Below are 24,426 nucleotides of genomic sequence, written 5' to 3'. Positions count from 1 at the left end.
CAAATCCATAGAGTTCCAATCTACGAAAATATCGGACCGAACCATGGAGCGTTTAGGGAAACGCCTGGGCGTAGTTCCAATAAACGTAGACGTCAGGCATTTGCCCTCTCTCACCAAACCGAATAGACCGCATTCAGCTTTTTGGCTTTCCTTGACCCTCATCTGTCGCAACGTCCCGTCCAAGCCAATGCGAGGACAACACCATGGCCGATCACTATCAACTCAATCTGGGTTCATTGCGCAGCAGCATCACCCTGACCCTGCATACCCACCATGCAGCCCGTATCTGGCAAGGTCGAGCCGCACGCGAAGGCGTCCACTCGATCATGGGTATGGCCGGTTACATCAGTGTCACCAACCTGATCAAACAAACTGCGGCTCAGGACGATCCCTATGCAGATTGGGCCATCGTGCAGCTCGAAGAAAAATTGATGCAGGCAAAGGCTGGAATGCTGGAACTGACTCAACAGTTAGACCGAATAAGACAGGACCTGCCGACACAGATCGACATGGGGGACAACCTCAACATCCACCCCGTTACTTTGCCATTGTACATCGGTAGTCAGCTGGGTTTTCTAGCCGTCTACCTGCTGACCGATTACGACACTCTGGTACGCCATACCCTATTGGCCCATCACACCGCCTTGATCGGCCGAAGAGACATGGAAGCGTGGATCGACGACGGAGCCCACCTGTTACGCAGCTTGTTCGGCCAGGCGCAACGTTATAGACATGCTGGCGTTACACGCGATGATATGGCCGCAAATAATGCTCGCGCACTGGCGGCCGTGGAGAAGTATGGATTGCCCCCGATGGACATCCTTGAGGGTCATCGCCGTTCTCAGTTTGCGCCGCCGATCATTCGCCGTGGTGCTGTAGCAGTGGATGACGCTGACGCGTTGGCAGAGGACGTGGATGGTCCGTCTGTGACCGTGAATGAGCCGGAGGCTGACGCGTGAATCCCATGACCCCGATTCAACCAATGCCCTTCGAAGCGTTGACACCGGATGCCTATCGGCAGCTCGAACACGCAGCCTCCCTAAAAGGCCTTTTAAAACCTTTTAAGGGTAAGGGGGAGTTGGAGCACCTGGCGCAGGTGGCGAGGGAAATCGAGGCGCAGTTATGTCGCCTGATGGAGGCTGTCGTGCAGCAGGCCGGGCAGCCGCCGTACTCGCTATTGAAGATACGATTGGTGCTGCAGAAGACCAGCGCGGGCAGCACCTTTTTGCGTTGGCGCACCCGTGATTTTTCTCGCATGGGTGTGGCGGTTTGGGAACGTCAGATCTCCAACAAAGCATTGCCGCAGATCGTACGAAAGGAATTGCAACGTTTCGAATGCGCGCGTATCGCACTAAACCTTCAGATGAGTGTGGTGCATTCGCTCTACCGCCAGGCTACGACCTGCGCGATCAAAATGGCCAGTGCCGAACAGTTGCTGCGCCAGTTCACACCCGCAGTGGAGAAAACACGATGAGTACTTTTTTCGTCGGCGAAGGCAATATCGGCAGTGCGCCAGAGTTCCAGGAGTTCGCCTCAGGCAATGACGAGCCACGGCGTTTGCTACGGCTGAATGTGTACTTCGACAACCCCATCCCACGCGAGGGCAGCTATGAGGATCGGGGCGGCTATTGGGCGCCGGTTGAGCTCTGGCACCGTGAGGCTGAACACTGGAGCACGCTGTACCAGAAAGGCATGCGCGTACTGGTCGAAGGTCGTACGGTGCGCGATGAGTGGGAGGACAGCGAAGACAATGCGCGGGTGACCTTCAAGATCGAGGCCCGTCGAGTCGGCATCCTGCCTCACCGGGTGCACAGCGTGGTGATGCGGGAACGCTCCAGTGAACCGACGGCCGCTCAAAATACTGAGCAGGCCAACTCGCCGACGTCGAAACCCAAGAAACACAGAGGGCAATCACCTAAGGCCTGAACGACTTCAGGCATAAAAATTGCGCCTCTGCGCGAAGTTCCAGGCCTGTCATTGCTCGCTGCTCATGAAGTCCCCCACCCATTTACAAACGCTCCAAAGGTAGCAGCTTCAGCCAACTCAAAGCCGCCCTCACCGACTAATATGAGGAACCTGCCATTCGGGTTTCTCATATCTCGCCCCTGCTACTTCGAACAACGCTGCTCCGAACTCAATCCGGAGTAGTTATATGCGCCTCTTCCTCTGCGAAAAACCTTCCCAGGGTCGTGACATCGCCAAGGTTCTCGGAGCCATCCAGCGTGGCGATGGTTGCCTGATCGGCCCCGAGACAACTGTCACATGGTGTATCGGCCACCTACTGGAAACGGCCCCGCCTGAAGCCTACGGCACTCAATACAAGAACTGGTCGTTGGACCATCTACCGATCATTCCGGCGCAGTGGCAAGTGCAGGTCAAACCCAAGACTGCCGCGCAGTTCAAAATCATCAAACGCCTGCTCAGCGAAGCCACCACCGTTGTCATCGCAACCGACGCCGACCGCGAAGGTGAGATGATTGCCCGCGAATTATTGGAGCTCTGCCGGTACCAAGGCACTGTTCAGCGCCTCTGGCTGTCCGCACTCAACGAAGCATCGATTCGCAGGGCACTGACCTCGCTGAAGTCTGGTCAGGAGACCTTCCCGCTCTATCACTCGGCCCTCGCCCGCAGCCGTGCCGACTGGCTCATCGGCATGAACCTCAGTCGTTTGTTTACCCTTCTTGGTCGGCGGGCAGGCTACGACGGCGTTTTGTCAGTGGGGCGCGTCCAGACACCCACCTTACGTCTGGTGGTCGATCGGGATCGTGCGATTGCCGGCTTCGTCCCGGTGCCCTACTGGAACGTTGAGGTAAACCTATCCTCGATGGGCCAGCGGTTCATCGCGTCGTGGTTACCACCATGCTCAGGACGGGACGAGTCGGAGCGTTGCCTACAACAGGCGCTTGCCCATCACGCAGTCCAAACGATCACCGACGAGAAGTCCGCCACGGTACTCTCGTTACATACTGAGCATTTCCGAGAACCGCCGCCCCTACCCTTCGACCTAAGCACGTTGCAGGAAGTCTGCTCGCGTAAGCTGGGGCTCGGCGTCCAGGAAACCCTGAACATCGCCCAAGCCCTGTATGAAACCCACAAAGCCACCACCTACCCGCGCAGCGATTGCCGCTATTTGCCAGAGAATATGTTGAACGACGCTCCCGCGGTACTAGACGCCCTGCTCAAAACGGATCCTGCACTCAGACCTGCATTCGAGGACCTCGATCAATCATTGCGCTCCCGCGCATGGAACAATGCCAAGGTCACTGCGCACCACGGCATCATCCCCACCATCGAACCGGCAAACCTGGTGCGGATGTCCGAACAAGAACGCCATGTCTACGAACTGATCCGTAGCCACTACCTAGCGCAGTTTCTTCCGCATCATGAGTTTGATCGGACCCAGGTCGAACTGGCGTGTGGCGAAGAACGATTGACCGCTGTGGGCAAACTGATCTTGGTCCAGGGCTGGAAAAGCTCGCTCTCCGAAAACACCGAGGAGGATGAGCCCAGTCACAAATCCCAAGTCTTACCCATCTTGCAACAGGGCACGCAGTGCGCAGTGGACAATGTCGAACTCAAATCCATGCGAACTGCCGCTCCTAAACCTCTCACCGAGGGTGATCTGATCAAGGCGATGAAAAACGTCGCCAAGCTTGTCAGCGACCCACGCCTGAAACAGAAACTTCGGGACACCACCGGTATCGGGACCGAAGCCACACGAGCCGGCATTATCAAAGGGCTCATTGATCGCGGTTATTTGATGAAGAAAAAACGCGCCTTAACGGCCACGGCGGCGGCCCATACCCTTATCGAGGCGGTACCCTCTGCAGTCGCGGATCCTGGCATGACTGCGATTTGGGAGCAGGCGCTTGACGAAATCGAAGGGGGACGCCTGACCTTGGATGCGTTTGTCACAAAGCAGGCGAAATGGATCGCGCAATTGGTCGAACATTGTGGTGCGCTCACCTTATCGATAGCGGTCAAAGCCGGACCGGCCTGCCCCATTTGCAATGCCTCAATGATCAAGCGGAAGGGCAAATCTGGGCCGTTCTGGTCATGCTCGCAGTATCCGAACTGCAAGGGTACTACGCAGTTCAGAAAAGAGACGCGCCGCCCACGACAGTTCGGTTGAGATCAACATGACGTTGGGTTGGTACACAGCTCAGTGCATCATCAGCGGCGCCTGATCCCGCTCCAAATCGATCAAAGGTTGTCCGACTTCACGGGCCAAAGCGATACCTGTCGAAATCCATATCTGCCCCAGTTCGTTGAAGGCTTTTAGGTGGGCAGGATCTTCGTTGAGCCAAAGAACAAGGCGTTCGAAGTGTTCGGGGTTATCCGGGCAATCATGAATCTTGATGAACAGCTCCAGTGTTCGATCCCAAATCACATCCATGACGTCCTTTCTCTCATCTTCCATGTTCAACCATCCCTCAACATGGTCCTTTCAGACCGTCGCTCTTACTAACCAATCTTGACTCTGATCCCTGAAGGGACAGAAACCACGTCGCGATACTCAGCTGTTTCAGTCACTATAACAACCCAATGAGTCGATACTCAACCCTTAAGGATGTTCATGTCAACGGGTCTTTGCTCAACCATTCGGGTTGAACTGGAGAACTCATCACTTGGCACATAAACATCCAACCCAAGCCCAAATCGGGCGCATGATCGCGAAGCACCGCAGCGAGCGTAATTTGACTCAGGAAGAGGTGGCTGAACGTTTAGGGATCGGTAGCGAAGCCATCTCGCGCCTGGAACGGGGTGTAGTGGAGCTTTCCGTGGTCAAACTGATGCAACTGGCGGACATTTTCGATTGCCGGATGGATGAACTGCTGACGGCATCGAGTAATCGCCCCAATGACCAGGGCCAGATGATCGCGGGTCTGCTGAGTGGACTGAAAGAAAGCGACCGTGCCTTTATCTTGGCAACCGTCCAACAATTGGCCGCACATCTCGGCAGTAAGTAACCTCTTTCATCGTGTTCAACGTAGCGTCTTATGAAGGGGGCCTGAAGGCTTGACGTCGTATTGACGTATCTGCTGTAGTAGCTTCGGATAACCGCCAACGGCGACCCAAGACCGATTAGCTCCGGGCAGTTCGGTCAAACTCTTCGAGTTCGGAGCCTCCTCTTCTGCGGAATTTAATTCCCGTTTTTTTGCTCGACCTGATTGTGGTGGCGGATGACCACTGTTGCCTCTACCCGGCAATAGCGGTCATCCGCTTCGGCGATCGTATTCAGTCCCGGAGCCCACCGGGGAAACACAGGGCACCCTTTGTGCGCGGATGCGTGCCAGCATATTCCGACCCTGGCCACGACGAGGGTCGGTTGGCGAATCATTGCGCAGTTCAACCAAGTTTTGCGAGGAGCTTGTCGACTGCGTTGGACCGTCAAAGGTGGTTTTTCTCTTCCTCGCCTGGCACACCGCTAGGCCCACTCTTCTTTTTTTTCATTTTCTTAATTCCAGTGACTACCACCGTATTCCGGCCTTAAAAAATCGGGTTGTGGCGTCTTGACGCGCCCCTGTGACAGGCTTATACAAAGGGCGTGGTTTGCTGTCGTTGACAGCCCAGCCCAGGTAGCCAAAACCTTCAAGGCTACGCCACGTTCGTGGTGGTTTACCCAAGTGCGATCAGCGTTCGGAAGCTCGCGCGGTTGCCGCTTAAGCGGTGATGAATGCCGACTACTCCATGCCTGCGGATTACCACCGCAGACGCTCCTCTGCTGCACAGCTATTCCCCCCAGAAGCATCACTCTGATGGTCATCGGCTTGCCGCTGACGAGTCGTTCATTGCTTGACTTCACCTTACCCACCCTGACGGGGGCTCACTTTCCCGTCAGGGGCTGTGTGTCGCCGTTTTCCCTTGAAACAGGAGAACAACCATGGCCTACGCCAAACAATCCCAAGAAGCGACCTCTTACTTCAACCTGCACACCGCCGGTATCGGCTACCTCAACCGTGTTCGTGAAGTACAGGTCCGCCGCGGTCAGCCATTCATGGCCTGCGATATCGCAGCCTTGCATGGTGCCTCCGATGCAGTGGAGTACACCCGCTTTGATTGCAAAGTCGCTGGTGGCGAAGCTGACCGCTTGATTCGTCTCTATATGGACGCCGTCAGAGCCGAGAAAAAGGTCTTGCTGTCGTTCCGTATTGGTGACCTGTGGATCGACCCATTTCTCTATGAGAAAGGCGATAAACAAGGCCAACCTGGCGCCAGCTTGAAAGGTCGTTTGCTGTTCATCGACTGGATCAAGGTCAATGGCAAGTTCGAATACAAAGCGCCCGCCAGGCAGGAAGCAACAGCACCTGCTGAGCCAGCGCAGATCAATGAACCCTCTCCAACGTCGGCTGATGCCGAAGCGGAGGATACCGACAACCCTACAGAGGCCAGGATTGAACCTGAATCTCCAACCACTCCCCGCACGGCCCGCCGTGTCGCCACACGTGCTGTTCAGTCCGCCTGAACAATCCATGATGTTTTACATCAAGGCGCTCAATCGAGCGCCTTTTCTTCAACTAGCACAGGAGAACCAATATGGAATCCTTCTGGCTTTGCGACGACTGCCTGTTCGGTGCGGCTTACGAGGACTACAGCACGTTATCGCTGTATTACTCGCCGGATGAGATCGAACAACGCATCGCCGCGATACACCTTAGGCTGGTTCGCTTATTGCCCATCAGTGCCGACTTCGATCCCGAAACCGGCTGGGGCATAAGAGCCTTTTCTCCATTGCCTTGCGACGGTTGTGGTTCACCTCTACACGGTCAACGCCACCGATACACTCGGCTGTAAACCCTACAGCACCTGCAAACGCCTGCAACTCTACACCCACCCTGGGGATACCACTCCCCTCGGGCGTGTACCCCTGATTATTCCCTTCGGAGGTAGCGCCGTGAGCACACCACTCAAACTGATTGAGACCTCGGATTCCGAGGCAGATCGCATTGTCCACGAAAACCAGCTGATCGACGAAGCGCTGCATATTCTGGATCGTCGGCTTTTCGCCCGCGGGCCTATCCTGACGTCGCCGGACACCGTAGCGGCTTACCTAAAACTGCGTCTTGCGCACCAAGACCATGAAGTCTTTGGTGTGATTTTTTTTGACGCCCAGCACCGGGTGCTGGCGTTCGAAATCCTCTTTCACGGCAGCATTGATGGCGCCAGCGTTTACCCCCGCCAAGTCGTTAAGCGTTCCCTCGCGCATAACGCTGCGGCCGCCATTTTTGTTCACAACCACCCCTCAGGGTGTACGGAACCCAGCCAGGCGGATCGCGTCTTGACCGCTCGGTTAAAAGAGGCCTTGGCCTTGATCGACGTGTGCGTACTGGATCACTTCATCGTGGGTGAAGGTCGCCCGCTCTCCCTTGCCGAATACGGCTGGCTTTAACCCTCACAGACGCCTACGGGCGCCTTATTCATTTTCATTCTGGAGCACGGTCATGAACCCCACACACCAAGCCCCCGCCCTGCTGATCGCCTCAAATCCATTTACTCGCGGCTACGACAAACTTTATATCGAACGGCTGTTAATGATCGCCTACGAGGACGGTTGTCCTCCCTGCTTTCGGCCTATGCACAACTCCCAGGCGCATCTGCCCGACGATACGTTGCAACTGGTCCCCTGCATCTTCAATGATGATTTCGCCTTGATCAGCGAAGGCCAATCCATTCTGAATGAATTGGATGGTTGCTGCCCGTCCAACGGACTGGTGCACCAGGTGGTCTATGCCGTAATAGGCGAAGTGTTCAACGAGCAGTGCCACGTCGCGGACTTTGACTCCTTGAAAGAAGCCAAGTCCGTGGTCCTTCGCTTGAGTTTCGAGACTGGACACTACAGCCGAGCTTGGGAGATCAGTACCGCACACCTCACTGAAGAGGCATTGCGCTACTTGGAACACCGGGCGGGCTATTTCTACTCTAGCCCAACCGGGCTGCTGTTCGAACCCTTTGTCCTGAAGGACTGCAATGGCATCGGGTGTAAGCTGATCGGCACGCCCTGGACAGACGATAACCTGGTAAAAATCGAGGGCTGTTCTTACTCATCGCTGAGGCAAGAGCAACTCGACGCTGGTACGCCGGCAGCCTTGGTCAACGTACTGTATATGGCGGCATTGGCGGATGTGCGATTGTTGATCTTCGACCCCGACGCTGCTGTCTTGGATGGACTAGCTATCTATGATGCAGAGCAAAGTATTTAGCGTTAACACGACCTGCAATAAATCGGATTTCTCACTGAATCGCTCCTTCACCTCATGTCAGGTTCTGTACTGAGTCTGACATGAGGTTTTTTTCATGGAGCGTTTTTTTACCCCTGTCTGCCTGCTGTTTTTTTTGAGTGCCTGCAGCGCGCAAATTCCCACCCCATTACCGACTAATCCAAAGATCGACAGTGGCTCCAATCGGACCCAATTATCAAGGAGCCCGGCCGAAGCAAACCATCCGGCGGAGATCCGTTATGGTCGCTATACCCTGGTGAGTACAGAGCCCACTACGGAGCAACGTGATCTTCTCGCTCAAATAATTGATCTGAGCATACCGTCCAATCTTAATCCCTCGGTACAGGAGGCGATGCACTACGTGTTGCAGCGCTCGGGTTATTCGCTCTGCCCTACCACAGAACCAGTAAAGACACTTTTCACTCGGCCTCTGCCTGCTGCCCATTACCGGCTCGGCCCGATTGCGTTACGCAGCGCACTACAGGTACTGGCGGGCCCCGCCTGGCAACTCACGACCGATGAGGTCAGCCGTTCGGTCTGCTTCGAACAGCAGAAAGCTGATGTCGGCGTCGTGCGGGCTACACCAGACTCGTCCCATCAGGCGGAGGCACGTCCATGAAAGCCTCGACGTTTCAAACCATCATTATTGGCTTACTTTGCCTGGCAGTCGCCGGGCTGAGCGGCGGTTTGTTTAACCAGTATCAGCGCATGGCAGAGCTACAGAGTACGAACACCCAGCGCCTAAAAACTTTGGACATCTTGCAACGTGATTTAAGCGCGCTCAAGGACGCACAGGAGAAACTGCAGTACGCGCTGAAAGACCTGAAGCAGATGGTCGATACCGGTGAACAACAGGCCAATACCCTCGATCCGATGCTGGCTCAGTGGGCGCAAGAGATACAGGAGATGCGCGACGGTCTGGCAGACCGCGCCACCGTGAAAGACCTGACAGCTCTAAGCGGACGCTTTGAGCACGTCGAACAGCAGCTACTGGAGCTCAAGACTCAGCCAACCCTCCCACCGCCAACCTCTTCCGCGAACAAGCCGAAAAAGACGGCTCGCCCAAAACCCGTCCCGCTATCGCCACCGTTCTCAGTGTTGGGTGTCGAGTCCCGCGGGGGTGAGCGCTTTTTGGCAGTCGCACCTCATGACAGTAGCTCTCTCATAGATGTTCGGCTGCTGCATGCCGGCGAGCAGTTCGGAGCCTGGCACCTGAAAGTGCTTGAGCCGCACTCAGCCATCTTCTCGGTGGCTGCTCAGCCAGATCAGACCGTGCAACTCCCTTGAGAAGCGATCATGAACAGAGTGCCACTACTCCCCGTCGTTTGTCTCGCGTCGCTACTGGCCATAGGCACTGCGATGGGCACCCCTGCCACGACACGGTCACGGATCCAGGACACACAATCCACTCCGCTGGGACGCTCGCACTCTGAACAGGCCGCAAGCTGGGGGCTCACGGAGCAGGAGTGGACACACTTCGAACAGATCCAAGCCGGCCCACGCGGTTTCTGGAGCCCGAACCTCGATCCGTTGACCGCCCTCGGGGTTGAAGCCCAGACCGACCAAGAACGCCAGCGCTATGCCGAATTACAGGTAGCACTGGAAGCCAAACGCGCCGAGCGTGAATTGGCCTACCAAAACGCTTACACCGCGGCCTGGGCCAAGCTGTTTCCCGGGCTGCTGCCGATCCAGGGCATGGCATCCCCGTCCCCTGTCAGCTCATCGGTCGTGCCGCGCCAGTCTCTATTTGTCGAGGACCACTGCCCGGCATGCACCGCCGAAGCGCAGCGTCTGCAAAGCAGTGATACGGCGTTCGATATCTACCTGGTGGGCAGCCAGGGCAAGGATGAACGCGTCCGCAGTTGGGCTCGGCAAGCGGACATCGATCCGGCTAAGGTTCAACGCCGGCAGATCACCCTGAACCATGACCGTGGTCGATGGTTCAGCCTGGGGGCTCCGGGGCCATTGCCCGCCACATTTCAACAGGTGAATGGACAATGGCAACGTCTCGATTGATTGCTATTGCGCTCCTGCTGACGGTGCACACGGTTCGGGCTAACGAACTTCCGCCTCCGGCTTATCAACTGGCGGCGCATGACGCCTACATCCCTTCTACGGTGTTGTTCGCGATTGCCTTACAAGAGAGCGGTATTCGCGTCCATGGTCGACTGCTGCCGTGGCCTTGGACCCTGAATATCGCCGGAACACCCTACCGTTTCGCCACTCGCCAGGCCGCATGTCACGCCTTGCTCCAGGCGCTCACGCAATATGACGCTAAACGGGTCGACGCCGGACTTGGGCAAACCAACCTGGGTTATCACGGACAACGTTTTACCAGTCCCTGCGAAGCTCTCGAACCCTACCGCAATCTGGCTGTGACTGCCGCCCTGCTGCAAGAGCATCACGCCGTCACCGGTGACTGGGTTTCAGCCGCTGGGCGTTATCACCGCCCTGCGGGAGGTTTACCCGCCGCGCGCTACCGCGATGGATTCTCCCGGCAACTCGCGCGACTGCAGGCTTCTGCTGAACAGGGCACACCACCATGAAACGAATTCCTATTGCTTGTTACTTCTCCCTGCTCTTGACTGCTTGCTCCCATTCGGAACAATCCGTTGCAGAGGACCAGTTTGGCGGCCTCACCCGTACCCATTTTCAAGTTTCCAAGCCTCCGATCAACGACAAGATCCAGCCAGCTCGGGCCATACATGCGGACCTATCTGCATTGGCTGATGAGTCCTGGATACTACCCGTGCGCAGCTCTTATTTGAGCCCAGGCCAGATCACGTCTCGCGTCCTGAACATGCCAGGCTTGCAGCCATTTTTTCTAGTCGGTGAGGATCCCCAATCATTGGCTTGGCTGCATCAACGTGCGGCTGAACTGCGGGCAATAGGTGCAGCAGGCCTCGCCGTTGAAGTGGCCGATATTGAAGCCCTGGCCCGGATTCGAGCCGCCGCCCCGGGCATCACCATCCTGCCGGTCAACGGTAACGACATCGCCACCCGCTTGCAGATTGAGCACTACCCCGTCTTGATCACCGCCACCTCATTGGAACAATGAGTCCAGGTCATGGCCGAACATGCGATGGAGTCCAAGCTCCGGCCGGCGGTGGAGTTGTACACAGTAGCGATCTGCATCGCCGCCGCGGTGTTGTGCGTGTACTCGCCCTGGGCCGTGGCCCTGTCACCCGAGATCGGGCTGATTGCGGCGCTGGCCTATACCCTATTCGGCCTGATCCGCCTGCGACAAGCCTGGGAGGTGTTGCGTTATCGACGCAATATCCGCCGGCTGCCCCGTTACGAGCTGACCAGTCGACAGATTCCGATCAGCCGCAAGCGTCTGTTCATGGGCCGCGGCTTCCGCTGGACCCGCCTGCACACCCAGCGCCTGGTCGAAGCCCAGGATCCGGCGGTTGCCCACTATGTTGACCAACCGACCTGTTACCGTCTGGCCCGTGGACTCGAACGGCGCCTGGAGCATGCACCGTTTCCGCTCTCGACATTGGCCCGTGTCACCGCCTGGGACAGTGCCTTCAATCCGTTGCGCCCTTTGCCCCCGGTAGGTGGCTCGCCGCTGTTGCATGGGGTCGAGCCCAATGAAACGGAGGTCAGTCTGCCACTGGGCGAACGGGTCGGACACACCCTGGTGCTAGGCACTACTCGCGTCGGCAAGACGCGACTCGCCGAGGTGTACATCACCCAGGACATTCACCGCGTCGAACATGAGGTGGTCATCGTTTTCGATCCTAAGGGCGATGCCAACCTGCTCAAACGCATGTACGTCGAAGCCAAACGCGCCGGTCGGGAAAAGGAATTCTATGTTTTCCATCTAGGCTGGCCAGAGATCTCCGCGCGTTACAACGCCGTAGGACGTTTCGGGCGCATTTCGGAAGTGGCGTCGCGCATCGCCGGGCAGCTCAGCGGTGAAGGCAACTCCGCGGCCTTTCGTGAGTTCGCCTGGCGTTTCGTCAACATCATCGCCCGCGCTCTGATCGAGTTGGGCCGGCGTCCGGACTACCTGCAGATCCAGCGACATGTGGTCAACATCGACGCCCTGTTCATCGAGTACGCCCAGCAGTTTTTCGCCAAGACCGACCCGAAGGCCTGGGAGGTGATCGTCCAGCTCGAAGGCAAGCTCACCGAGAAGAACATTCCCCGGCATATGATAGGACGCGAAAAGCGGGTGGTGGCCATCGAGCAATACCTGGCGGTGAAGCGTGTATTTGATCCGGTAATGGACGGACTGCGTTCTGCGGTGCGCTACGACCGCACTTACTTCGACAAAATCGTAGCCTCGCTACTGCCGCTGCTGGAGAAACTCACCACCGGCAAGACCGCTCAGTTACTTGCTCCCAACTACACCGATCTGAATGACCCGCGGCCGATCTTCGATTGGATGCAGATCATCCGAAAACGCGGCATCGTCTACGTTGGCCTTGATGCGCTGACTGATGCCGAAGTGGCCGCCGCCGTGGGCAATTCAATGTTCGCCGACTTGGTCTCGGTCGCGGGACATATCTACAAACATGGCATTGACCATGGGCTGCCTCAATCTGGCAACGCTGGTGACAAACTGCCAATCAACCTGCATGCCGATGAGTTCAACGAGTTGATGGGCGATGAGTTCATTCCGCTGATCAACAAGGGGGGCGGTGCCGGTATCCAGGTAACCGCCTACACCCAAACCCTCAGCGATATCGAAGCACGTATAGGCAACCGGGCCAAGGCCGGCCAGGTGGTCGGCAATTTCAACACCCTACAGATACTGCGAGTGCGCGAAACCGCGACCGCGGAACTGCTCACCCAGCAGTTGACCAAGGTTAATGTACTGACCAAGACCCTGGTCTCGGGTGCAACCGACACCTCCGATCCGGAGGCCAACACGGATTTCACTTCGTCCTCACAGGACCGTGTCAGCAGCACCAGTGTGCCGCTGATCGAGCCTGCGCACATCGTCAGTTTGCCCAAGGGGCAAATGTTCTCCCTCCAGACTGGTGGCCAGCTTTGGAAAGTCCGCATGCCGTTGCCAAAACCCTCCAACGATGATGCCATGCCCAAAGACCTACAGGAGCTCACTCAACGGATGCGGGCAGCCTACAACGCGCAGGCGGGGCAGTGGTGGAGCACCAGTAGTGGAGGCCCAACAGCAAACTTCGATTGGGATCAGGTGGGATAGCTGCCCCCCGCCACAGGCTTCGACTCAGCAGAAAAATATCCAGAAGATGTAGTACCCAAATCAACTCTGCAGCTCGCTATGGAGTGAACGATGGCGACTTCCGTCCAGAACACGCCACGACAACCGATCCAGAGGCCAGGACTAATCATCTCGACCATCAGCCTCGTCCTGCGCATCATCGCCGTTCTGATGGCCTCATTGCTGTTCTCGATCCTCATAGAGTTCGCTGGTTTGCTGCTGTTCTGGGGCGATCAGGGTTGGCGGCACAGCCAAGCAATGCTGGAGAACGAAATGGGCTGGCTGAGTGAGCACTTCAAATCTTCTCTCATTCTCCAAAAACCTGGACAGACGATTGTCCAGTGGCTGGACTTCCTCAGCCAATGGTTGTTGGTTAAGACTGGCTTTGCGAATTTTGCCCAGCAGGCGCGGGTATCAAGCCATGGCAACGGCTTCTGGAACTGGACTAACCAGCTCTACGTGAGCATTGAAGATTTCGTGCTAGCCGCGGTGTTCGTTACTTTCACATTTGTGGTGCGGTTGACCATACTGGTATTGATCACGCCGCTGTTCTTGCTAGGCATGCTCACTGGCTTTGTCGATGGTTTGATACGCCGTGACCTGCGCAAATTTGGCGCGGGTTTAGAAAGCAGCTTTGTCTATCACCGCGCCAAGCGAGCAGTGTTACCTCTGCTGATCTTGCCCTGGATTATTTACCTATCCATACCGTTTTCACTCAATCCCATTGCGATTTTCCTTCCTTGTACGGTGATGCTCGGAATAGCAACCGCGATCACCGCAGCGACGTTCAAAAAATACATTTGATAGAACATATCCGCATCCACGGCAAAGCCTTCACCTTTGACAAAGATGGCGAAACAGATTGAGGTAAGACCACGCATAGCGAAGGTTGAAATCAGGTCGTCGCTAAAAGGCCAAGAGCAGACTTCCGCTATCCCAGGCGATATAGCGCTTGAACGTGGGATGTCGCTAGCCCTGTACGCTGCAAGTTTCGGCGACTTTGCGAACAGGGAAGCGCGGTTGCGGCGATCACTAGACTGCCGTGCTTTTTTGCTTGTTTTATCCGATGAGATATAAGGGCTCCATGGTAGCCCAGGCCTCGTGCATTCTTTCGGGTAGCAGCCGTCCCAAGGTAGGCAACCCCATTGCAGGCCAGGTAGATCAACGCTCCAGCAACGACCTTTCCATCAGCTTTAACGACGTAGATTTTCAGACGTTCATTTGACATCAGTCCTGCGAACGAAGCCTGGCTCAACTGAAGGTGCTCTGGCTTGGTGTGAAATCCACTCGCATGCAAGGCTGCGAACTCAGGAAGCGTTTGTGAGGTGGCCTCTTCGATTTCGAATGAGTGGTGGTTCAAGATCACGTCCTCGATGGAGCACGCGAGTTGCAGATGCGTCCACCCCCTCAGACGCTCCAGTCGCTTCTCCCCCACAAACACGTAAGGTTCCAACGTCGAGGCCTTTCCGATAAGAGGCGTTACGGTCGAATACTCTGCTGATTCCTTGAGCAAGCTCAAGAGTGACTGGGGGCTGCCGGTGCTATCGCCGTAGATGCGATTGAGCATCGGGTTAGGTGATGCCTTCACTTGAAAGCATGGAAAAGTTTCGTTGAAAAACACACGAGCACCAAAAGGGTTTCCACTTATCCGAGACAAACTCTCGACGCGTGCACACAAATACTCGTTTTCTGCGGCCTCAATCGCATGAGCCATTCCGACATTCATGTGCGTAATCCTTATTGCGTGATTTCCCAGAAAGGTAGCGGCAAATTAAACAATACGCACCTGCAAATACACCTTCTGGTAGATAATCTGCTCTGGCGTCCCATTTGGGTCGAGGCTATATAAAAAACGGTTTTGAGCACGTCAGGTGTTCAAAACCGGCATTCAGAACGACGCGACAGGCTAGAACACGCTACTCAGTTCAGTAGCACTGTAAATCGTTCTTCTGGAAGTCCCGCAGCGACAATCGCTTCGGCTTTTATCAGCGTGCCATCGAAATCTGCCGGCTTATCCAGCCCTATCCGTGCGCTGGTGCAGTAAAGCGTTTCATAACCAGGTCCGGCTAACACCGGGCAAGTGGTCTGAATACACGGGGAGTCGATCACGCTGTCAACTTTGCCGTCCGGCGCGTAACGCACGACTCTTCTACCGCCCCATTCCGCATTCCAGAGAAAACCCTGCGCATCAATGCAAGAGCCGTCTGGCGCGCCCTGACCGTCGACTTTTTTGGTGAACACACGCTGGTTTTCCAACGATGGGTAATCGCAGCAGGAAATGCATCCTCGCAGGGAGTCCGCGTAATACAGGATGGAACCGTCCGGGCTGAAACAGATGCTGTTCGGGATCGACACTTCGGGAAGGTCCAGCGTTTCTGTCTCGAGCGTCGCGACATTGAGCCGGTGAAATCTGCCTATGGTTTGCACCTGCTCACCGGCGTCCATCGTGCTGAATACAAAGTTGCCCATGCGGTCGCAGCGGCCATCATTGATTCGGGTTCCGGGCACGCCAGGGGTGGCTGTGATTTTGCTGAAACGACCGGTGCTCACGGTGTAGTAGCCCAGGCAGGATGCCAGTCCCATCAGCAATACGTCTTCGTCTGCGGTGAGGGCAAATGATCCTAGCGGCTCTGGCAGGGACCAACGCTGCACGTTGCCGCTTTCGGGGTCCAGAGCACGCAACTCGCAGCCGGGGATGTCGGTCCAGAACAGGCGTTCGGTTCTTTCACACCAGACAGGACACTCGCCAAGAAGACTGGTGGTGCCGATTAGGGTTTTAAACATGGTTGCGTCCTACGAAACAGGATGGGGCAAACAAGACTGTCAGTTGGAGAAAAGCGCTGACCACCTGTCACCGAACAGGGCGATGGCCAAGCCTGCTAGCATCACCATCGACCCGGCCAACTTGACGAGAGACACCGGCCTTTCCGATGCCCCCATCAATCCGAAATGATCGATAACCAGTGACGAGATAATCTGCCCTGCGATAGCGAGGCCCAGCAGGGCTGACAGACCGATTTTTGGCGCAAGCACCACATAACTAAGCAAGGCACCGGCACCCAGCAGACCGCCCAACAGGCTCCACCAGGGCTGGGCAGGTATAGCCGCCAGTGAAGCCACTATCCCGCCGCGCATCAATGAAAAGAAGCCCAGGCATACCGCACCGGCAGTAAATGAGAACAGCGCCGCCGCTACGGAATCTCCACCCACACCTTTAGCGAGTTGACCATTCAGCGTGGTCTGCAGGGTTATGCCAAGCCCTGCGGAGATAGCCAGCAGGTAGTAGGCTGCGTTCATCTCGCGTCTCCTTACTTGGCTGACTCAAGCGGCATGAATGTCTCGGCAAAAATGTCCGACTGGTAGCCTGCGGCAGCAAACAGATGCTCACGGGATTCGTCGATTGCTGCGCGCAGCCTTTCGCTGTCCACGCCCAGCACCTTGCCGCCGCGCTTGACGATGCGACCGCCAATGATGACCGTGTCGACATTGCTGCGTTCGGCTGCATGTACAACGGTGCCGAATGCGTTACCCGACGGGTAAAGGTTGATGTCCTGCGCATTGATAAGGATTAGGTCGGCCTGTTTGCCGGGGGCCAGGCTGCCGACTTTGTCCTGCAATCCGGCACAGGTAGCGCCGTCGAGAGTGGCGGCTTTGAGCAGGCCATGAGCAGGCAGGGTCACCGGATGATGTTCTGCGCCGCAGCAGCGCTGCTGGTGCATGCCCATGACGCGCTGCAGGTAGAACGCCACCCGCATCTCCATGAACATGTCACCGCTGTAGGAGGTTTCGTTATCGACACTCAGTCCCGGACTGATACCGTGACGCAGGGCCGACTGCATGGCGAACATTCCATCTTCAATGCCGTAGTGGGCATCTGAACGCGGGCATACGTTGACCCGCACGCTAGCCTCGCGAAGGATTTTCCAGCCGGCGTCCGGCAGCGCTGTGCAGTGGTTGAAGATGTTATCGGGGCGCAGCAGACCCTCGCGATGCAAACCCTCCAACTCAGCTGCCATGTCCCCGCCGAAAAATTCGGTAATGATCGGCAGCCCCAAGCGCCGGGCTTCAGCCCAGAGCTCAGGCTCCAGCTGCGCCATCACCGCCAGCGAGAGCAGTGGGTTGTCGCCGTTCTTGACGTATTTTTCCTGCAGACGCTCCAGGTTGCCGGGCCAGTGGGCTTTGTCCCATTCACCGGAAACTGGCGCACCGGAGGCGTGAACGGAGCGGATACCCGCATCGAGCAATGCCTCGACCGCAGCATCGGAGTGCGCGCCGGTGCGGCTGTTGTGCGAGTTATCGACCACGGTGGTGATGCCGGCATCGATGCAGCCCAATGCAGTCAGCAGATTGCCGATATACATGTCAGCCGGGCGATAGTATTTGGCGAACGAGAAGTGCGTTGCGTTGCAGTAGTCTTCCAGGGTTTCGGCATTCGGATTTATTCGACGCAGTTGGCCCTCCCAGGAGTGACGATGCGTATCGACCATCCCGGGCATGGCAATCATGCCGGATGCCTCGATAACCATAGCTTCGCCGGCCTCAAGGTTTTCACCTATGGCCGTGATGGTGCTGCCTTCGATAAGGATATCGCCGCGCGCCAGATTGCCGATATCGCCATCCATGCTCAGCACAGTGGCGCCGCGGATAAGTGTGCGGGCGGCCGGAGCGGCCGGAGCCTGCACGATGCTGCGGTTATATTCAGCCATTTTCTGTACACCTCCTCAAATTTCGTTGGAGGCAATGTACGCAATGCGGTACTGCGGGAAAAAGATGGTTAAACTGTTTTTATTATTCAATATTTACGAATAATAACGACTTCCCCCGATCACTGCTTTGAGGCTGCTAACAGTCATGGACCGTATTCAAGCGATGCAGGTTTTCGTACGTGTGGCTGAAGCAGGAAGCTTTATCCAGGCGGCGCAGACGCTCTCTCTGCCGGCCTCGACAGTTACCAGCAGCGTTAAAAATCTTGAGAAGTACTTGCAGGTGCGCCTGCTGAACAGAACCACGCGGCGAGTCAGCCTGACGCCTGAGGGCGCTCAATATCTGACGCAGTGCAGGGAAATATTGGAGCTGATCGAACACACAGAGACCAGCCTGACGGATTCCGTAAAACGGCCACAGGGGCGTTTGCGTGTCGATATGCCGGGTGGCATTGCACACTTCATCGTCATGCCAAACCTGCAAGACTTCTACAGGCGCTACCCGGATATCTACCTGATGATAGGCGTCAACGATCGGCAGGTTGATCTGGTTCAAGAGGGTGTCGATTGCGTTATTCGTACAGGCGAGCTCGATGACTCAACGCTCGTTGCGCGCCCACTCGGCCGGTTTCGCTGGGTGACCTGTGCTTCTGTCGCCTATCTCGAAGAAAACGGTACTCCGCAAACTCCGCAAGATTTGTCTCACCACCGGGCCATCCATTACTTCTCGGGCCGCGCAAGGCAAGCAGGCGAAATGCGCTTCGCCCGTGGCACCGAGAAAATCTCAGTCCCGGTGAACGGCACTGCGGCAGTCAACGAGACCGGGCTTTACATCAAAATGTGCCTGGAAGGCTTCGGGCTGGTGCAGCTCGCTGAAAACGTGGTCAGCGAGCATCTGCGAGAAGGGCGGCTGGTCGAAGTGCTTGCTGACTGGCAGCCCGCATCGGTTCCTGTACACCTGCTATACCCGCATCAGCGCTTTCTATCGCCAGCTGTGAGCGCATTCGCTGACTGGATTGCTGGGCTTGTTCGCGACGATGATTCAGCAGGTTCAAGTTGAACGTTGCGCCCGGCCAGCATTCCGGTGAATGCACCGGCTACGGAGATTGCGGCTGTGATCAGCAGCGGTGCTGTCCAGCCACCGGTCCAGTCGTGCAGTTGGCCTAGCAGCAAGGGGCCTGCGGCTGCCATCAGGTAGCCGACGCACTGCGCCATTCCTGAAAGTGCCGCCGTGTCACCGGCATTTTTTGTGCGCAAGCCGATGAAGGTCAGGCCGAGCATCATGCTGGCACCAGAGCCGAAGCCCAGGAACGCGGCCCACAACATGGCGTAGTCTGGCGCGTAAATGAGCCCGATCAGGGATGAGGCGGTTAACAGGCTGACGGTAGCGGCTGCCAGTTTCTGGTCTTTGAGACGGCGAAGCGTGGCCGCCAGAATCAAGCCGGGAATGGCCGTTGTCAGTTGAAGCGTGCCGTGTACCGTGCCTGCTTGCTCCGGGGATATGCCATGGTCCATCAGAATGGTCGGCAGCCAGCCGACGGCGACATAAAAAGGCATCGCGTTCAGCCCCATGAACAGTGTGACCTGCCATGCCAGCGGCGAACGCCAGACGGCCACGGTTGGCGCTTGTTTCGGACCGGACAGATTTACGTGTTCGTGTTTTTTCAACTGCGGCAGCCACACCACCAGCGCCAACAACGGGGCTGCGACCAACAAACTCAGGGCAATCGGCCATCCCCATGATTGGGTCAGCGGAATTATTACGGCTGAACCGACAGCGCCCGCTGCACCCATCGTGATGGAATAAGCGCCGGTCATGGACGCCATTTTTGTCGAGAAGTCGCGTTTGATCAGGCCGGGCAGCATCACGTTGCCCAGGGCGATCCCAGTGCCTATCAATATCGTACCGGCGTACAACGCCCACGCGCTGCCTGCGGAGCGGAGCAGGATGCCCGCTGAAATAACCAACAGTGCACCGAAAAGCGTGCGCTCGATGCCGAACCTGCGGGCGACCGATGCGCTGAGCGGGGAGAAGGCTGCAAAGGCAAGTAATGGCAGTGAAGTAAGCAGGCCTAGAGCTGAGGCGCTCAAACCAAAATCATTCTGGATCAGCGGCAAAACGGGCGCGATGCTGGTAAAGGGAACGCGCAGGTTCACGGCGATAAGCAGAATGCCTGCGACGAGCGCGATGGCATGCCACTTGTTTTTTGTATCTGACATATTCTTTATCTGTCCTCTTAATAGAAGACAACTGTAGAGAACTTCAGAACTGTATAATATAGATATCAAGACATCTGATACCTAAATTATGCCAAGCCCAAAAAATGTCGTTTCCTCGCCGGAAGATTTCGATTCAGACCTTTTCGCCCAAGCAGCGATTGCCCTCAAGGTTGCGCCTGACCTCAGTGATTCGGGTGCCCGCCCGCATGACCATCGCAAAGGCCAGCTGATCCTGTCTTTGCATGGCGCAGTGAGCTGTGAGGTGCAAAATGCACTCTGGCTTGTCCCTCCCCAGCACGCTGTATGGATCCCGGGCGGTACGACGCACAGTTGCCGAGTGACCGAAAACGCCCGGACCTGCTTTTTGTTCGTTGAGCCCGGTGCGGCAGCCATGTCTGAAGAATGCTGCACGGTTGCCATTACGCCCCTTGTTCGGGAGATGATCCTGCATCTCGCTGAACAGGAACCTGCTTACCATTCCGAGGGCAAGACAGCGCGGCTGGTTGCAGTGCTGCTTGAGCAGCTTTCCGATGCTCCGCTGAAAGAGCTGCATTTGCCGATATCAGCCCACCCCAAGATCAAACAAATCGCGGATACGCTCTTTGCAGACCCTGGAGACAGAACCACGTTGCGCGAGTGGGCCACTCGGCTTGCAACCAGTGAACGAACGCTGGCCAGGCTTGTAGAAAGCACGACCGGGCTGAGCTTCGGACGCTGGCGTCAACAATTGCATTTGATGATCGCGCTGAGCCATTTGGCAGAGGGGGTATCCGTGCAGCGTGTGGCGGGCATTCTAGGATATGACTCTGTTAATGCCTTCATCACGATGTTCAAGAAAGCCCTGGGTAAACCGCCTACTCAGTATTTTTCCTCTCTGCGTTGATGCTCTGTTGGTTTATACAAAGCACCGACGCTGTAGAACGTTCAGCGGCTATCTGCTATTGGCCGATTCCGTTGTAGAAGTCGTCTTTTGTCTAAATGGCAGAAAAGTTCGCGCTCGATATTGAAATCTGTGTTTTGGGCGGAGGACTCACGACTCGGATTTCACGTAGCAGCACGCAAAACAGGTGTTTACCTATCAGTACCCGAGCGTTTTGGACAAACCGACTGTTTCAACAGACGCGGCCGGAATCTGCCCCTCAGGAGCGACCCCCTTCAACGCAGAGCATGTAATAACGCCAAGGGGTTTCACTTTTAGGTTCTTCATCTGTCGGAAATCTATAAGCCTCGTGTCCCCGCACTCATACCGTCTTGACGTTAATAGCTGCGCCGATAGTGCCTCCGGAAACAGATACGATGTAGCCGGCCGCTCTTGGCGGTTAGCTTTTTCCGGACATCGAGCAGAAACATGGTTCTGCTGAATTGACAGGCTACAGACCTTGGTGAGTGCATGCTGTGAAGAACGGCCGAGGAACGGCTTGCCAAACCCTGCAGACATTTGGCAGATAATATACTTCTTGACCTGTTGGGTAACCCACTCGGATTTCAAGCTGTCGAAGACTCTCTCGAACGGGTCGAACTGGGGATCTATCAATAACGTATTGGTTTGATCTAGATGCCTGAGCGCTACCAAAGAGGTCGCAAACTATTGAGCGTCCTCCGTCTCCTGAAGGAGGATTTCGAGCTTTGGAACTTCGATCATTTGGCTGTTTTACCATGAATATCTCGGGACGCTCCTTCGAGCGTACTCCACAAGCTGCGCATCGTAGGATTCTCATTAGTTATCGAGCAGTATGAGCGTATCTCTAGCCGCGTACTCCATTCATCACCACCAGCTTTCACCAACTGACCTAGTTTGAGTTCGTCGATGACAGCGCTGTGGGGCAACCATGCCACCCCGTAACCCTCTATAGCCATTCGCATCAAAAGCATCGCCATGTCCGCTTCATAGCAGCGCTCCAGTACGCTCACACATGGGCCATTTCTGATGACGATGTTCGCAACACGCCCCAAAAAAGTGGTAGCCGTATAAGCGAGGTGTGGAACGGGTTTACTGGAAGTGCCAGGTAAGCGATAAAGCGGCTGCCCCTTTTTGTCAGGTGCGCACAATGGAATGAAGGCATCATGTCCCAACGTCAGACTGCCGAACTTTGCCGGGTCTAGAAGTATGGGCGCCAAAGGATGGTGATAGACGATCATCAGATCGCACCCCCCCTCCTCCAAGGCGATGACCGCGTCATGTATGTTCGCGGCGACGACTCGAGCATTGAACTGTTCATTATGCTGCTGAAACTGAGTTAGCCACTTTGGTAAAAATGTCATCGACAAGCTATGGCCAGCGGTCACCTGAATGGAACGGCCTGGCATCCGCTCTACCTCCCGCAGGCTAGAGCGCAACTTCATTAGTCCCGCCAATGCTTCGCGGCTTTCCTCACAAAATGTGCGACCAGCCGGCGTCAGTTGGACAGGATAGGTTCCACGATCCACCAACTCTGCGCCTACCCATTCTTCAAGCGACTTGATACGCCTCGACAAAGCCGACTGGGTCACACAGCGAAGCTCCGCAGCTCGAGAGAAATTCTTCCACTCCGCGACCGCCAGAAGATCATCCAGCCATTTGATTTGCATACCGATACCCCATTCCAGAATGAGCAGCTTACTGCCCCGCAGCCTCAATAAATCAGCAATTTGGAAAACTATTCCAAAAGCGCATGAGCCTATCGGGATTACTCATCATGCCACTGCATACCCGACCATAGAATCGAAATCGTAGAAGCGAGGCCAAAGAGCTTTGACCGAATGCCACTTGTCTCCTGCCAAGTAAAAAAAGCTAAAAAACCACTTGAGGATAGCTCCGTGAGGAAAAATAAACTTCCGCGTCGAATCGCAATTGGCATCGTCTTAGGCGTGCTTGTCGGTTGGGCGTGCCATCACTTCGCAGAGGGTGAACAAAGCGCCAAAGAGATAGCGTCTTACTTCTCAATGGTCACTGACATATTTTTACGCATGATTAAGATGATCATTGCGCCGCTGGTGTTCGCCACCTTGGTGGGCGGAATTGCCAGCATGGGAAACTCCCGCTCCGTTGGGCGCATAGGCCTGCGAGCCATGACCTGGTTCATCACCGCTTCGATAATATCACTGACAATCGGCATGGGACTGGTGAACCTATTTCAACCCGGTGCAGGACTGAACATGGAGGTCGTACAACATGCGGCGAGCCCCGTTGTAAACACCGGGGATTTCAGCCTCAAGGTTTTCATCAGTCACGTGTTTCCACGAAGCATTGCTGAAGCGATGGCCAACAACGAAATCCTGCAAATCGTGGTCTTCTCGTTGTTCTTCGGATTTGCCTTGGCGAGTTTGAAACGAGCGGGTTACCCAGCGATTTTCGATAGCATCGAAGAGCTGTCCAAGGTGATGTTCAAGGTCACGGACTTCGTCATGGCCTTCGCACCAATTGGCGTTTTCGCAGCCATCGCATCGGCGATCACCACTCAAGGCCTTGGCTTGATAGTCGATTACGGAAAGCTGATTGCAGAGTTCTACTTGGGAATCGTGATTCTGTGGTGTGTGTTGTTCGGTGCTGGCTACCTGTTCCTGGGCCGCTCAGTATTTACCCTGGGTAAGCTGATTCGCGAACCTGTTCTGTTGGCGTTTTCTACTGCCAGTAGCGAGTCTGCATATCCCAAAACCATGGAGGCACTTGAGAAATTTGGTGCGCCGAAACGCGTTTCCAGCTTCGTTCTACCGCTAGGCTACTCATTCAACCTTGATGGTTCAATGATGTATCAAGCGTTCGCCATCATGTTCATCGCCCAAGCCTACAACGTCGACCTGAGTTTCACACAGCAACTGCTAATCCTGCTAACGCTGATGATCACCAGCAAGGGAATGGCAGGTGTAGCGCGAGCATCGGTGGTTGTCGTGGCGGCGACATTACCCATGTTCAACCTTCCCGAAGCAGGTATTTTGCTGATCCTTGGCATTGACCAATTCCTCGACATGGCCAGGACTGCCACCAACGTGGTTGGCAATAGTATTGCGACTGCAGTGGTTGCCAAATCAGAACCACATGAAGAGGCTGAGGGTGAGTTCCAAAACGCATCTGTACTCCCTACCCAAATTGTAGCCCGCGCTTGAGAGCATAGAG

The 24,426-nt window shown here is 55.9% G+C and carries 26 protein-coding genes; 19 read left to right on the top strand and 7 right to left on the bottom strand.

The window, feature by feature from the left end; translation table 11 throughout:
• The first annotated feature begins 203 nt into the window (after positions 1-203).
• From ACEN2T_RS10675 to ACEN2T_RS10660, 4 genes are all read left to right on the top strand, one after another.
• Positions 204-959: a PFL_4669 family integrating conjugative element protein gene (locus tag ACEN2T_RS10675; protein ID WP_053136396.1), complete on the top strand. Its 756-nt coding sequence runs from the start codon at positions 204-206 to the stop codon at positions 957-959.
• Positions 956-1,474 carry a DUF3158 family protein gene (locus ACEN2T_RS10670; protein ID WP_442116701.1) on the top strand — a complete coding sequence of 173 codons (519 nt, stop codon included), beginning with the start codon at positions 956-958 and terminating at the stop codon, positions 1,472-1,474. Before ACEN2T_RS10675 ends, ACEN2T_RS10670 begins: the two co-directional genes overlap by 4 nt.
• Positions 1,471-1,926, top strand: coding sequence for a single-stranded DNA-binding protein (locus tag ACEN2T_RS10665; RefSeq protein WP_153474636.1), 456 nt, complete (start codon positions 1,471-1,473; stop codon positions 1,924-1,926). The genes ACEN2T_RS10670 and ACEN2T_RS10665 overlap by 4 nt, the downstream gene beginning before the upstream one ends.
• Before the next feature lie 226 nt (positions 1,927-2,152).
• Positions 2,153-4,132, top strand: a complete 1,980-nt coding sequence (locus ACEN2T_RS10660; RefSeq protein ID WP_442116700.1) for a DNA topoisomerase III — start codon at positions 2,153-2,155, stop codon at positions 4,130-4,132.
• A gap of 30 nt (positions 4,133-4,162) precedes the next feature.
• Here ACEN2T_RS10660 and ACEN2T_RS10655 read toward each other — a convergent pair whose 3' ends face one another.
• Positions 4,163-4,420: a hypothetical protein gene (locus ACEN2T_RS10655; protein WP_060550355.1), complete on the bottom strand. Its 258-nt coding sequence runs from the start codon at positions 4,418-4,420 to the stop codon at positions 4,163-4,165.
• A gap of 208 nt (positions 4,421-4,628) precedes the next feature.
• Between ACEN2T_RS10655 and ACEN2T_RS10650 the strand changes: the two genes are divergently transcribed.
• From ACEN2T_RS10650 to ACEN2T_RS10595, 12 genes are all read left to right on the top strand, one after another.
• Positions 4,629-4,970 carry a helix-turn-helix domain-containing protein gene (locus ACEN2T_RS10650; protein WP_442116699.1) on the top strand — a complete coding sequence of 114 codons (342 nt, stop codon included), beginning with the start codon at positions 4,629-4,631 and terminating at the stop codon, positions 4,968-4,970.
• A 914-nt stretch (positions 4,971-5,884) separates the two neighbouring features.
• Complete coding sequence (locus tag ACEN2T_RS10645) at positions 5,885-6,466, top strand: STY4534 family ICE replication protein (RefSeq protein WP_442116698.1); 582 nt, start codon at positions 5,885-5,887, stop codon at positions 6,464-6,466.
• A gap of 71 nt (positions 6,467-6,537) precedes the next feature.
• Positions 6,538-6,795, top strand: coding sequence for a hypothetical protein (locus ACEN2T_RS10640; RefSeq protein ID WP_442116697.1), 258 nt, complete (start codon positions 6,538-6,540; stop codon positions 6,793-6,795).
• 100 nt (positions 6,796-6,895) lie between these two features.
• Entirely contained in the window at positions 6,896-7,390 is a 495-nt protein-coding gene (radC, locus tag ACEN2T_RS10635) for a RadC family protein (protein WP_442116696.1), read from the top strand.
• A gap of 52 nt (positions 7,391-7,442) precedes the next feature.
• The gene (locus tag ACEN2T_RS10630; protein WP_442116695.1) at positions 7,443-8,201 is read left to right on the top strand and encodes a DUF5983 family protein; all 759 of its coding nucleotides are present in this window, start codon (positions 7,443-7,445) and stop codon (positions 8,199-8,201) included.
• Positions 8,202-8,295: 94 nt separating this feature from the next.
• A complete protein-coding gene (gene pilL2, locus ACEN2T_RS10625; RefSeq protein ID WP_442116694.1) occupies positions 8,296-8,838 on the top strand; it encodes a PFGI-1 class ICE element type IV pilus protein PilL2 in 543 nt (180 codons plus the stop codon).
• Positions 8,835-9,506 (top strand): chemotaxis protein, encoded by a 672-nt coding sequence (locus tag ACEN2T_RS10620; protein WP_442116693.1) that lies wholly within the window; start codon positions 8,835-8,837, stop codon positions 9,504-9,506. The genes pilL2 and ACEN2T_RS10620 overlap by 4 nt, the downstream gene beginning before the upstream one ends.
• A 9-nt stretch (positions 9,507-9,515) precedes the next feature.
• Positions 9,516-10,235, top strand: coding sequence for a TIGR03759 family integrating conjugative element protein (locus tag ACEN2T_RS10615; RefSeq protein ID WP_442116692.1), 720 nt, complete (start codon positions 9,516-9,518; stop codon positions 10,233-10,235).
• Entirely contained in the window at positions 10,217-10,765 is a 549-nt protein-coding gene (locus ACEN2T_RS10610) for a lytic transglycosylase (protein WP_442116691.1), read from the top strand. Before ACEN2T_RS10615 ends, ACEN2T_RS10610 begins: the two co-directional genes overlap by 19 nt.
• A complete protein-coding gene (locus ACEN2T_RS10605) occupies positions 10,762-11,277 on the top strand; it encodes an integrating conjugative element protein (RefSeq protein ID WP_442116690.1) in 516 nt (171 codons plus the stop codon). Before ACEN2T_RS10610 ends, ACEN2T_RS10605 begins: the two co-directional genes overlap by 4 nt.
• A 9-nt stretch (positions 11,278-11,286) precedes the next feature.
• Positions 11,287-13,392, top strand: coding sequence for a type IV conjugative transfer system coupling protein TraD (gene traD, locus ACEN2T_RS10600; RefSeq protein WP_442116689.1), 2,106 nt, complete (start codon positions 11,287-11,289; stop codon positions 13,390-13,392).
• A gap of 90 nt (positions 13,393-13,482) precedes the next feature.
• Entirely contained in the window at positions 13,483-14,214 is a 732-nt protein-coding gene (locus tag ACEN2T_RS10595) for a TIGR03747 family integrating conjugative element membrane protein (RefSeq protein ID WP_442116688.1), read from the top strand.
• A 127-nt stretch (positions 14,215-14,341) separates the two neighbouring features.
• Here the strand turns inward: ACEN2T_RS10595 and ACEN2T_RS10590 are convergent, their stop codons facing one another.
• From ACEN2T_RS10590 to ACEN2T_RS10575, 4 genes are all read right to left on the bottom strand, one after another.
• A complete protein-coding gene (locus tag ACEN2T_RS10590) occupies positions 14,342-15,136 on the bottom strand; it encodes a GNAT family N-acetyltransferase (protein WP_183702253.1) in 795 nt (264 codons plus the stop codon).
• A 194-nt stretch (positions 15,137-15,330) separates the two neighbouring features.
• Positions 15,331-16,194, bottom strand: a complete 864-nt coding sequence (locus ACEN2T_RS10585; RefSeq protein WP_442116687.1) for an SMP-30/gluconolactonase/LRE family protein — start codon at positions 16,192-16,194, stop codon at positions 15,331-15,333.
• Positions 16,195-16,233: 39 nt separating this feature from the next.
• The gene (locus tag ACEN2T_RS10580) at positions 16,234-16,707 is read right to left on the bottom strand and encodes a DMT family transporter (protein WP_105162213.1); all 474 of its coding nucleotides are present in this window, start codon (positions 16,705-16,707) and stop codon (positions 16,234-16,236) included.
• Positions 16,708-16,718: 11 nt separating this feature from the next.
• A complete protein-coding gene (locus ACEN2T_RS10575) occupies positions 16,719-18,116 on the bottom strand; it encodes an amidohydrolase family protein (protein WP_183702257.1) in 1,398 nt (465 codons plus the stop codon).
• A 145-nt stretch (positions 18,117-18,261) separates the two neighbouring features.
• Here ACEN2T_RS10575 and ACEN2T_RS10570 point away from each other — a divergent pair, with 145 nt between their 5' ends.
• Positions 18,262-19,173: a LysR family transcriptional regulator gene (locus ACEN2T_RS10570; protein WP_183702259.1), complete on the top strand. Its 912-nt coding sequence runs from the start codon at positions 18,262-18,264 to the stop codon at positions 19,171-19,173.
• Here the strand turns inward: ACEN2T_RS10570 and ACEN2T_RS10565 are convergent.
• Positions 19,086-20,333: an MFS transporter gene (locus ACEN2T_RS10565; RefSeq protein WP_442116686.1), complete on the bottom strand. Its 1,248-nt coding sequence runs from the start codon at positions 20,331-20,333 to the stop codon at positions 19,086-19,088. The two genes, ACEN2T_RS10570 and ACEN2T_RS10565, sit on opposite strands and share 88 nt — an antisense overlap.
• 88 nt (positions 20,334-20,421) lie before the next feature.
• Here ACEN2T_RS10565 and ACEN2T_RS10560 point away from each other — a divergent pair, with 88 nt between their 5' ends.
• Positions 20,422-21,216 carry an AraC family transcriptional regulator gene (locus ACEN2T_RS10560; RefSeq protein ID WP_442116685.1) on the top strand — a complete coding sequence of 265 codons (795 nt, stop codon included), beginning with the start codon at positions 20,422-20,424 and terminating at the stop codon, positions 21,214-21,216.
• Positions 21,217-21,971: 755 nt separating this feature from the next.
• On the opposite strand, the gene ACEN2T_RS10555 is transcribed toward ACEN2T_RS10560, so the two are convergent.
• A complete protein-coding gene (locus ACEN2T_RS10555; protein ID WP_183702265.1) occupies positions 21,972-22,901 on the bottom strand; it encodes a LysR family transcriptional regulator in 930 nt (309 codons plus the stop codon).
• Positions 22,902-23,129: 228 nt separating this feature from the next.
• On the opposite strand from ACEN2T_RS10555, the gene ACEN2T_RS10550 reads away from it, so the two are divergent.
• Positions 23,130-24,416 carry a dicarboxylate/amino acid:cation symporter gene (locus ACEN2T_RS10550; protein ID WP_183702340.1) on the top strand — a complete coding sequence of 429 codons (1,287 nt, stop codon included), beginning with the start codon at positions 23,130-23,132 and terminating at the stop codon, positions 24,414-24,416.
• Positions 24,417-24,426: the final 10 nt, after the last annotated feature.

Origin of the sequence: Pseudomonas sp. W22_MBD1_FP4 (assembly GCF_052113765.1) — a bacterium.
Taxonomy (GTDB): Bacteria; Pseudomonadota; Gammaproteobacteria; order Pseudomonadales; family Pseudomonadaceae; genus Aquipseudomonas; species Aquipseudomonas sivasensis.
The sequence above is the reverse complement of the archived record's forward strand: the minus strand, read 5'-3'. Positions and strand labels throughout refer to the sequence as shown.

Coding starts and splice junctions, on each gene's coding strand:
- ACEN2T_RS10675 (WP_053136396.1), top strand. CDS start 204: ATGGCCGATCACTATCAACTCAATCTGGGTTCATTGCGCAGCAGCATC.
- ACEN2T_RS10665 (WP_153474636.1), top strand. CDS start 1,471: ATGAGTACTTTTTTCGTCGGCGAAGGCAATATCGGCAGTGCGCCAGAG.
- ACEN2T_RS10660 (WP_442116700.1), top strand. CDS start 2,153: ATGCGCCTCTTCCTCTGCGAAAAACCTTCCCAGGGTCGTGACATCGCC.
- ACEN2T_RS10655 (WP_060550355.1), bottom strand. CDS start 4,420: ATGGAAGATGAGAGAAAGGACGTCATGGATGTGATTTGGGATCGAACA.
- ACEN2T_RS10645 (WP_442116698.1), top strand. CDS start 5,885: ATGGCCTACGCCAAACAATCCCAAGAAGCGACCTCTTACTTCAACCTG.
- ACEN2T_RS10640 (WP_442116697.1), top strand. CDS start 6,538: ATGGAATCCTTCTGGCTTTGCGACGACTGCCTGTTCGGTGCGGCTTAC.
- ACEN2T_RS10630 (WP_442116695.1), top strand. CDS start 7,443: ATGAACCCCACACACCAAGCCCCCGCCCTGCTGATCGCCTCAAATCCA.
- pilL2 (WP_442116694.1), top strand. CDS start 8,296: ATGGAGCGTTTTTTTACCCCTGTCTGCCTGCTGTTTTTTTTGAGTGCC.
- ACEN2T_RS10620 (WP_442116693.1), top strand. CDS start 8,835: ATGAAAGCCTCGACGTTTCAAACCATCATTATTGGCTTACTTTGCCTG.
- ACEN2T_RS10615 (WP_442116692.1), top strand. CDS start 9,516: ATGAACAGAGTGCCACTACTCCCCGTCGTTTGTCTCGCGTCGCTACTG.
- ACEN2T_RS10610 (WP_442116691.1), top strand. CDS start 10,217: ATGGCAACGTCTCGATTGATTGCTATTGCGCTCCTGCTGACGGTGCAC.
- ACEN2T_RS10605 (WP_442116690.1), top strand. CDS start 10,762: ATGAAACGAATTCCTATTGCTTGTTACTTCTCCCTGCTCTTGACTGCT.
- traD (WP_442116689.1), top strand. CDS start 11,287: ATGGCCGAACATGCGATGGAGTCCAAGCTCCGGCCGGCGGTGGAGTTG.
- ACEN2T_RS10595 (WP_442116688.1), top strand. CDS start 13,483: ATGGCGACTTCCGTCCAGAACACGCCACGACAACCGATCCAGAGGCCA.
- ACEN2T_RS10590 (WP_183702253.1), bottom strand. CDS start 15,136: ATGAATGTCGGAATGGCTCATGCGATTGAGGCCGCAGAAAACGAGTAT.
- ACEN2T_RS10585 (WP_442116687.1), bottom strand. CDS start 16,194: ATGTTTAAAACCCTAATCGGCACCACCAGTCTTCTTGGCGAGTGTCCT.
- ACEN2T_RS10580 (WP_105162213.1), bottom strand. CDS start 16,707: ATGAACGCAGCCTACTACCTGCTGGCTATCTCCGCAGGGCTTGGCATA.
- ACEN2T_RS10575 (WP_183702257.1), bottom strand. CDS start 18,116: ATGGCTGAATATAACCGCAGCATCGTGCAGGCTCCGGCCGCTCCGGCC.
- ACEN2T_RS10570 (WP_183702259.1), top strand. CDS start 18,262: ATGGACCGTATTCAAGCGATGCAGGTTTTCGTACGTGTGGCTGAAGCA.
- ACEN2T_RS10565 (WP_442116686.1), bottom strand. CDS start 20,333: ATGTCAGATACAAAAAACAAGTGGCATGCCATCGCGCTCGTCGCAGGC.
- ACEN2T_RS10560 (WP_442116685.1), top strand. CDS start 20,422: ATGCCAAGCCCAAAAAATGTCGTTTCCTCGCCGGAAGATTTCGATTCA.
- ACEN2T_RS10555 (WP_183702265.1), bottom strand. CDS start 22,901: ATGCAAATCAAATGGCTGGATGATCTTCTGGCGGTCGCGGAGTGGAAG.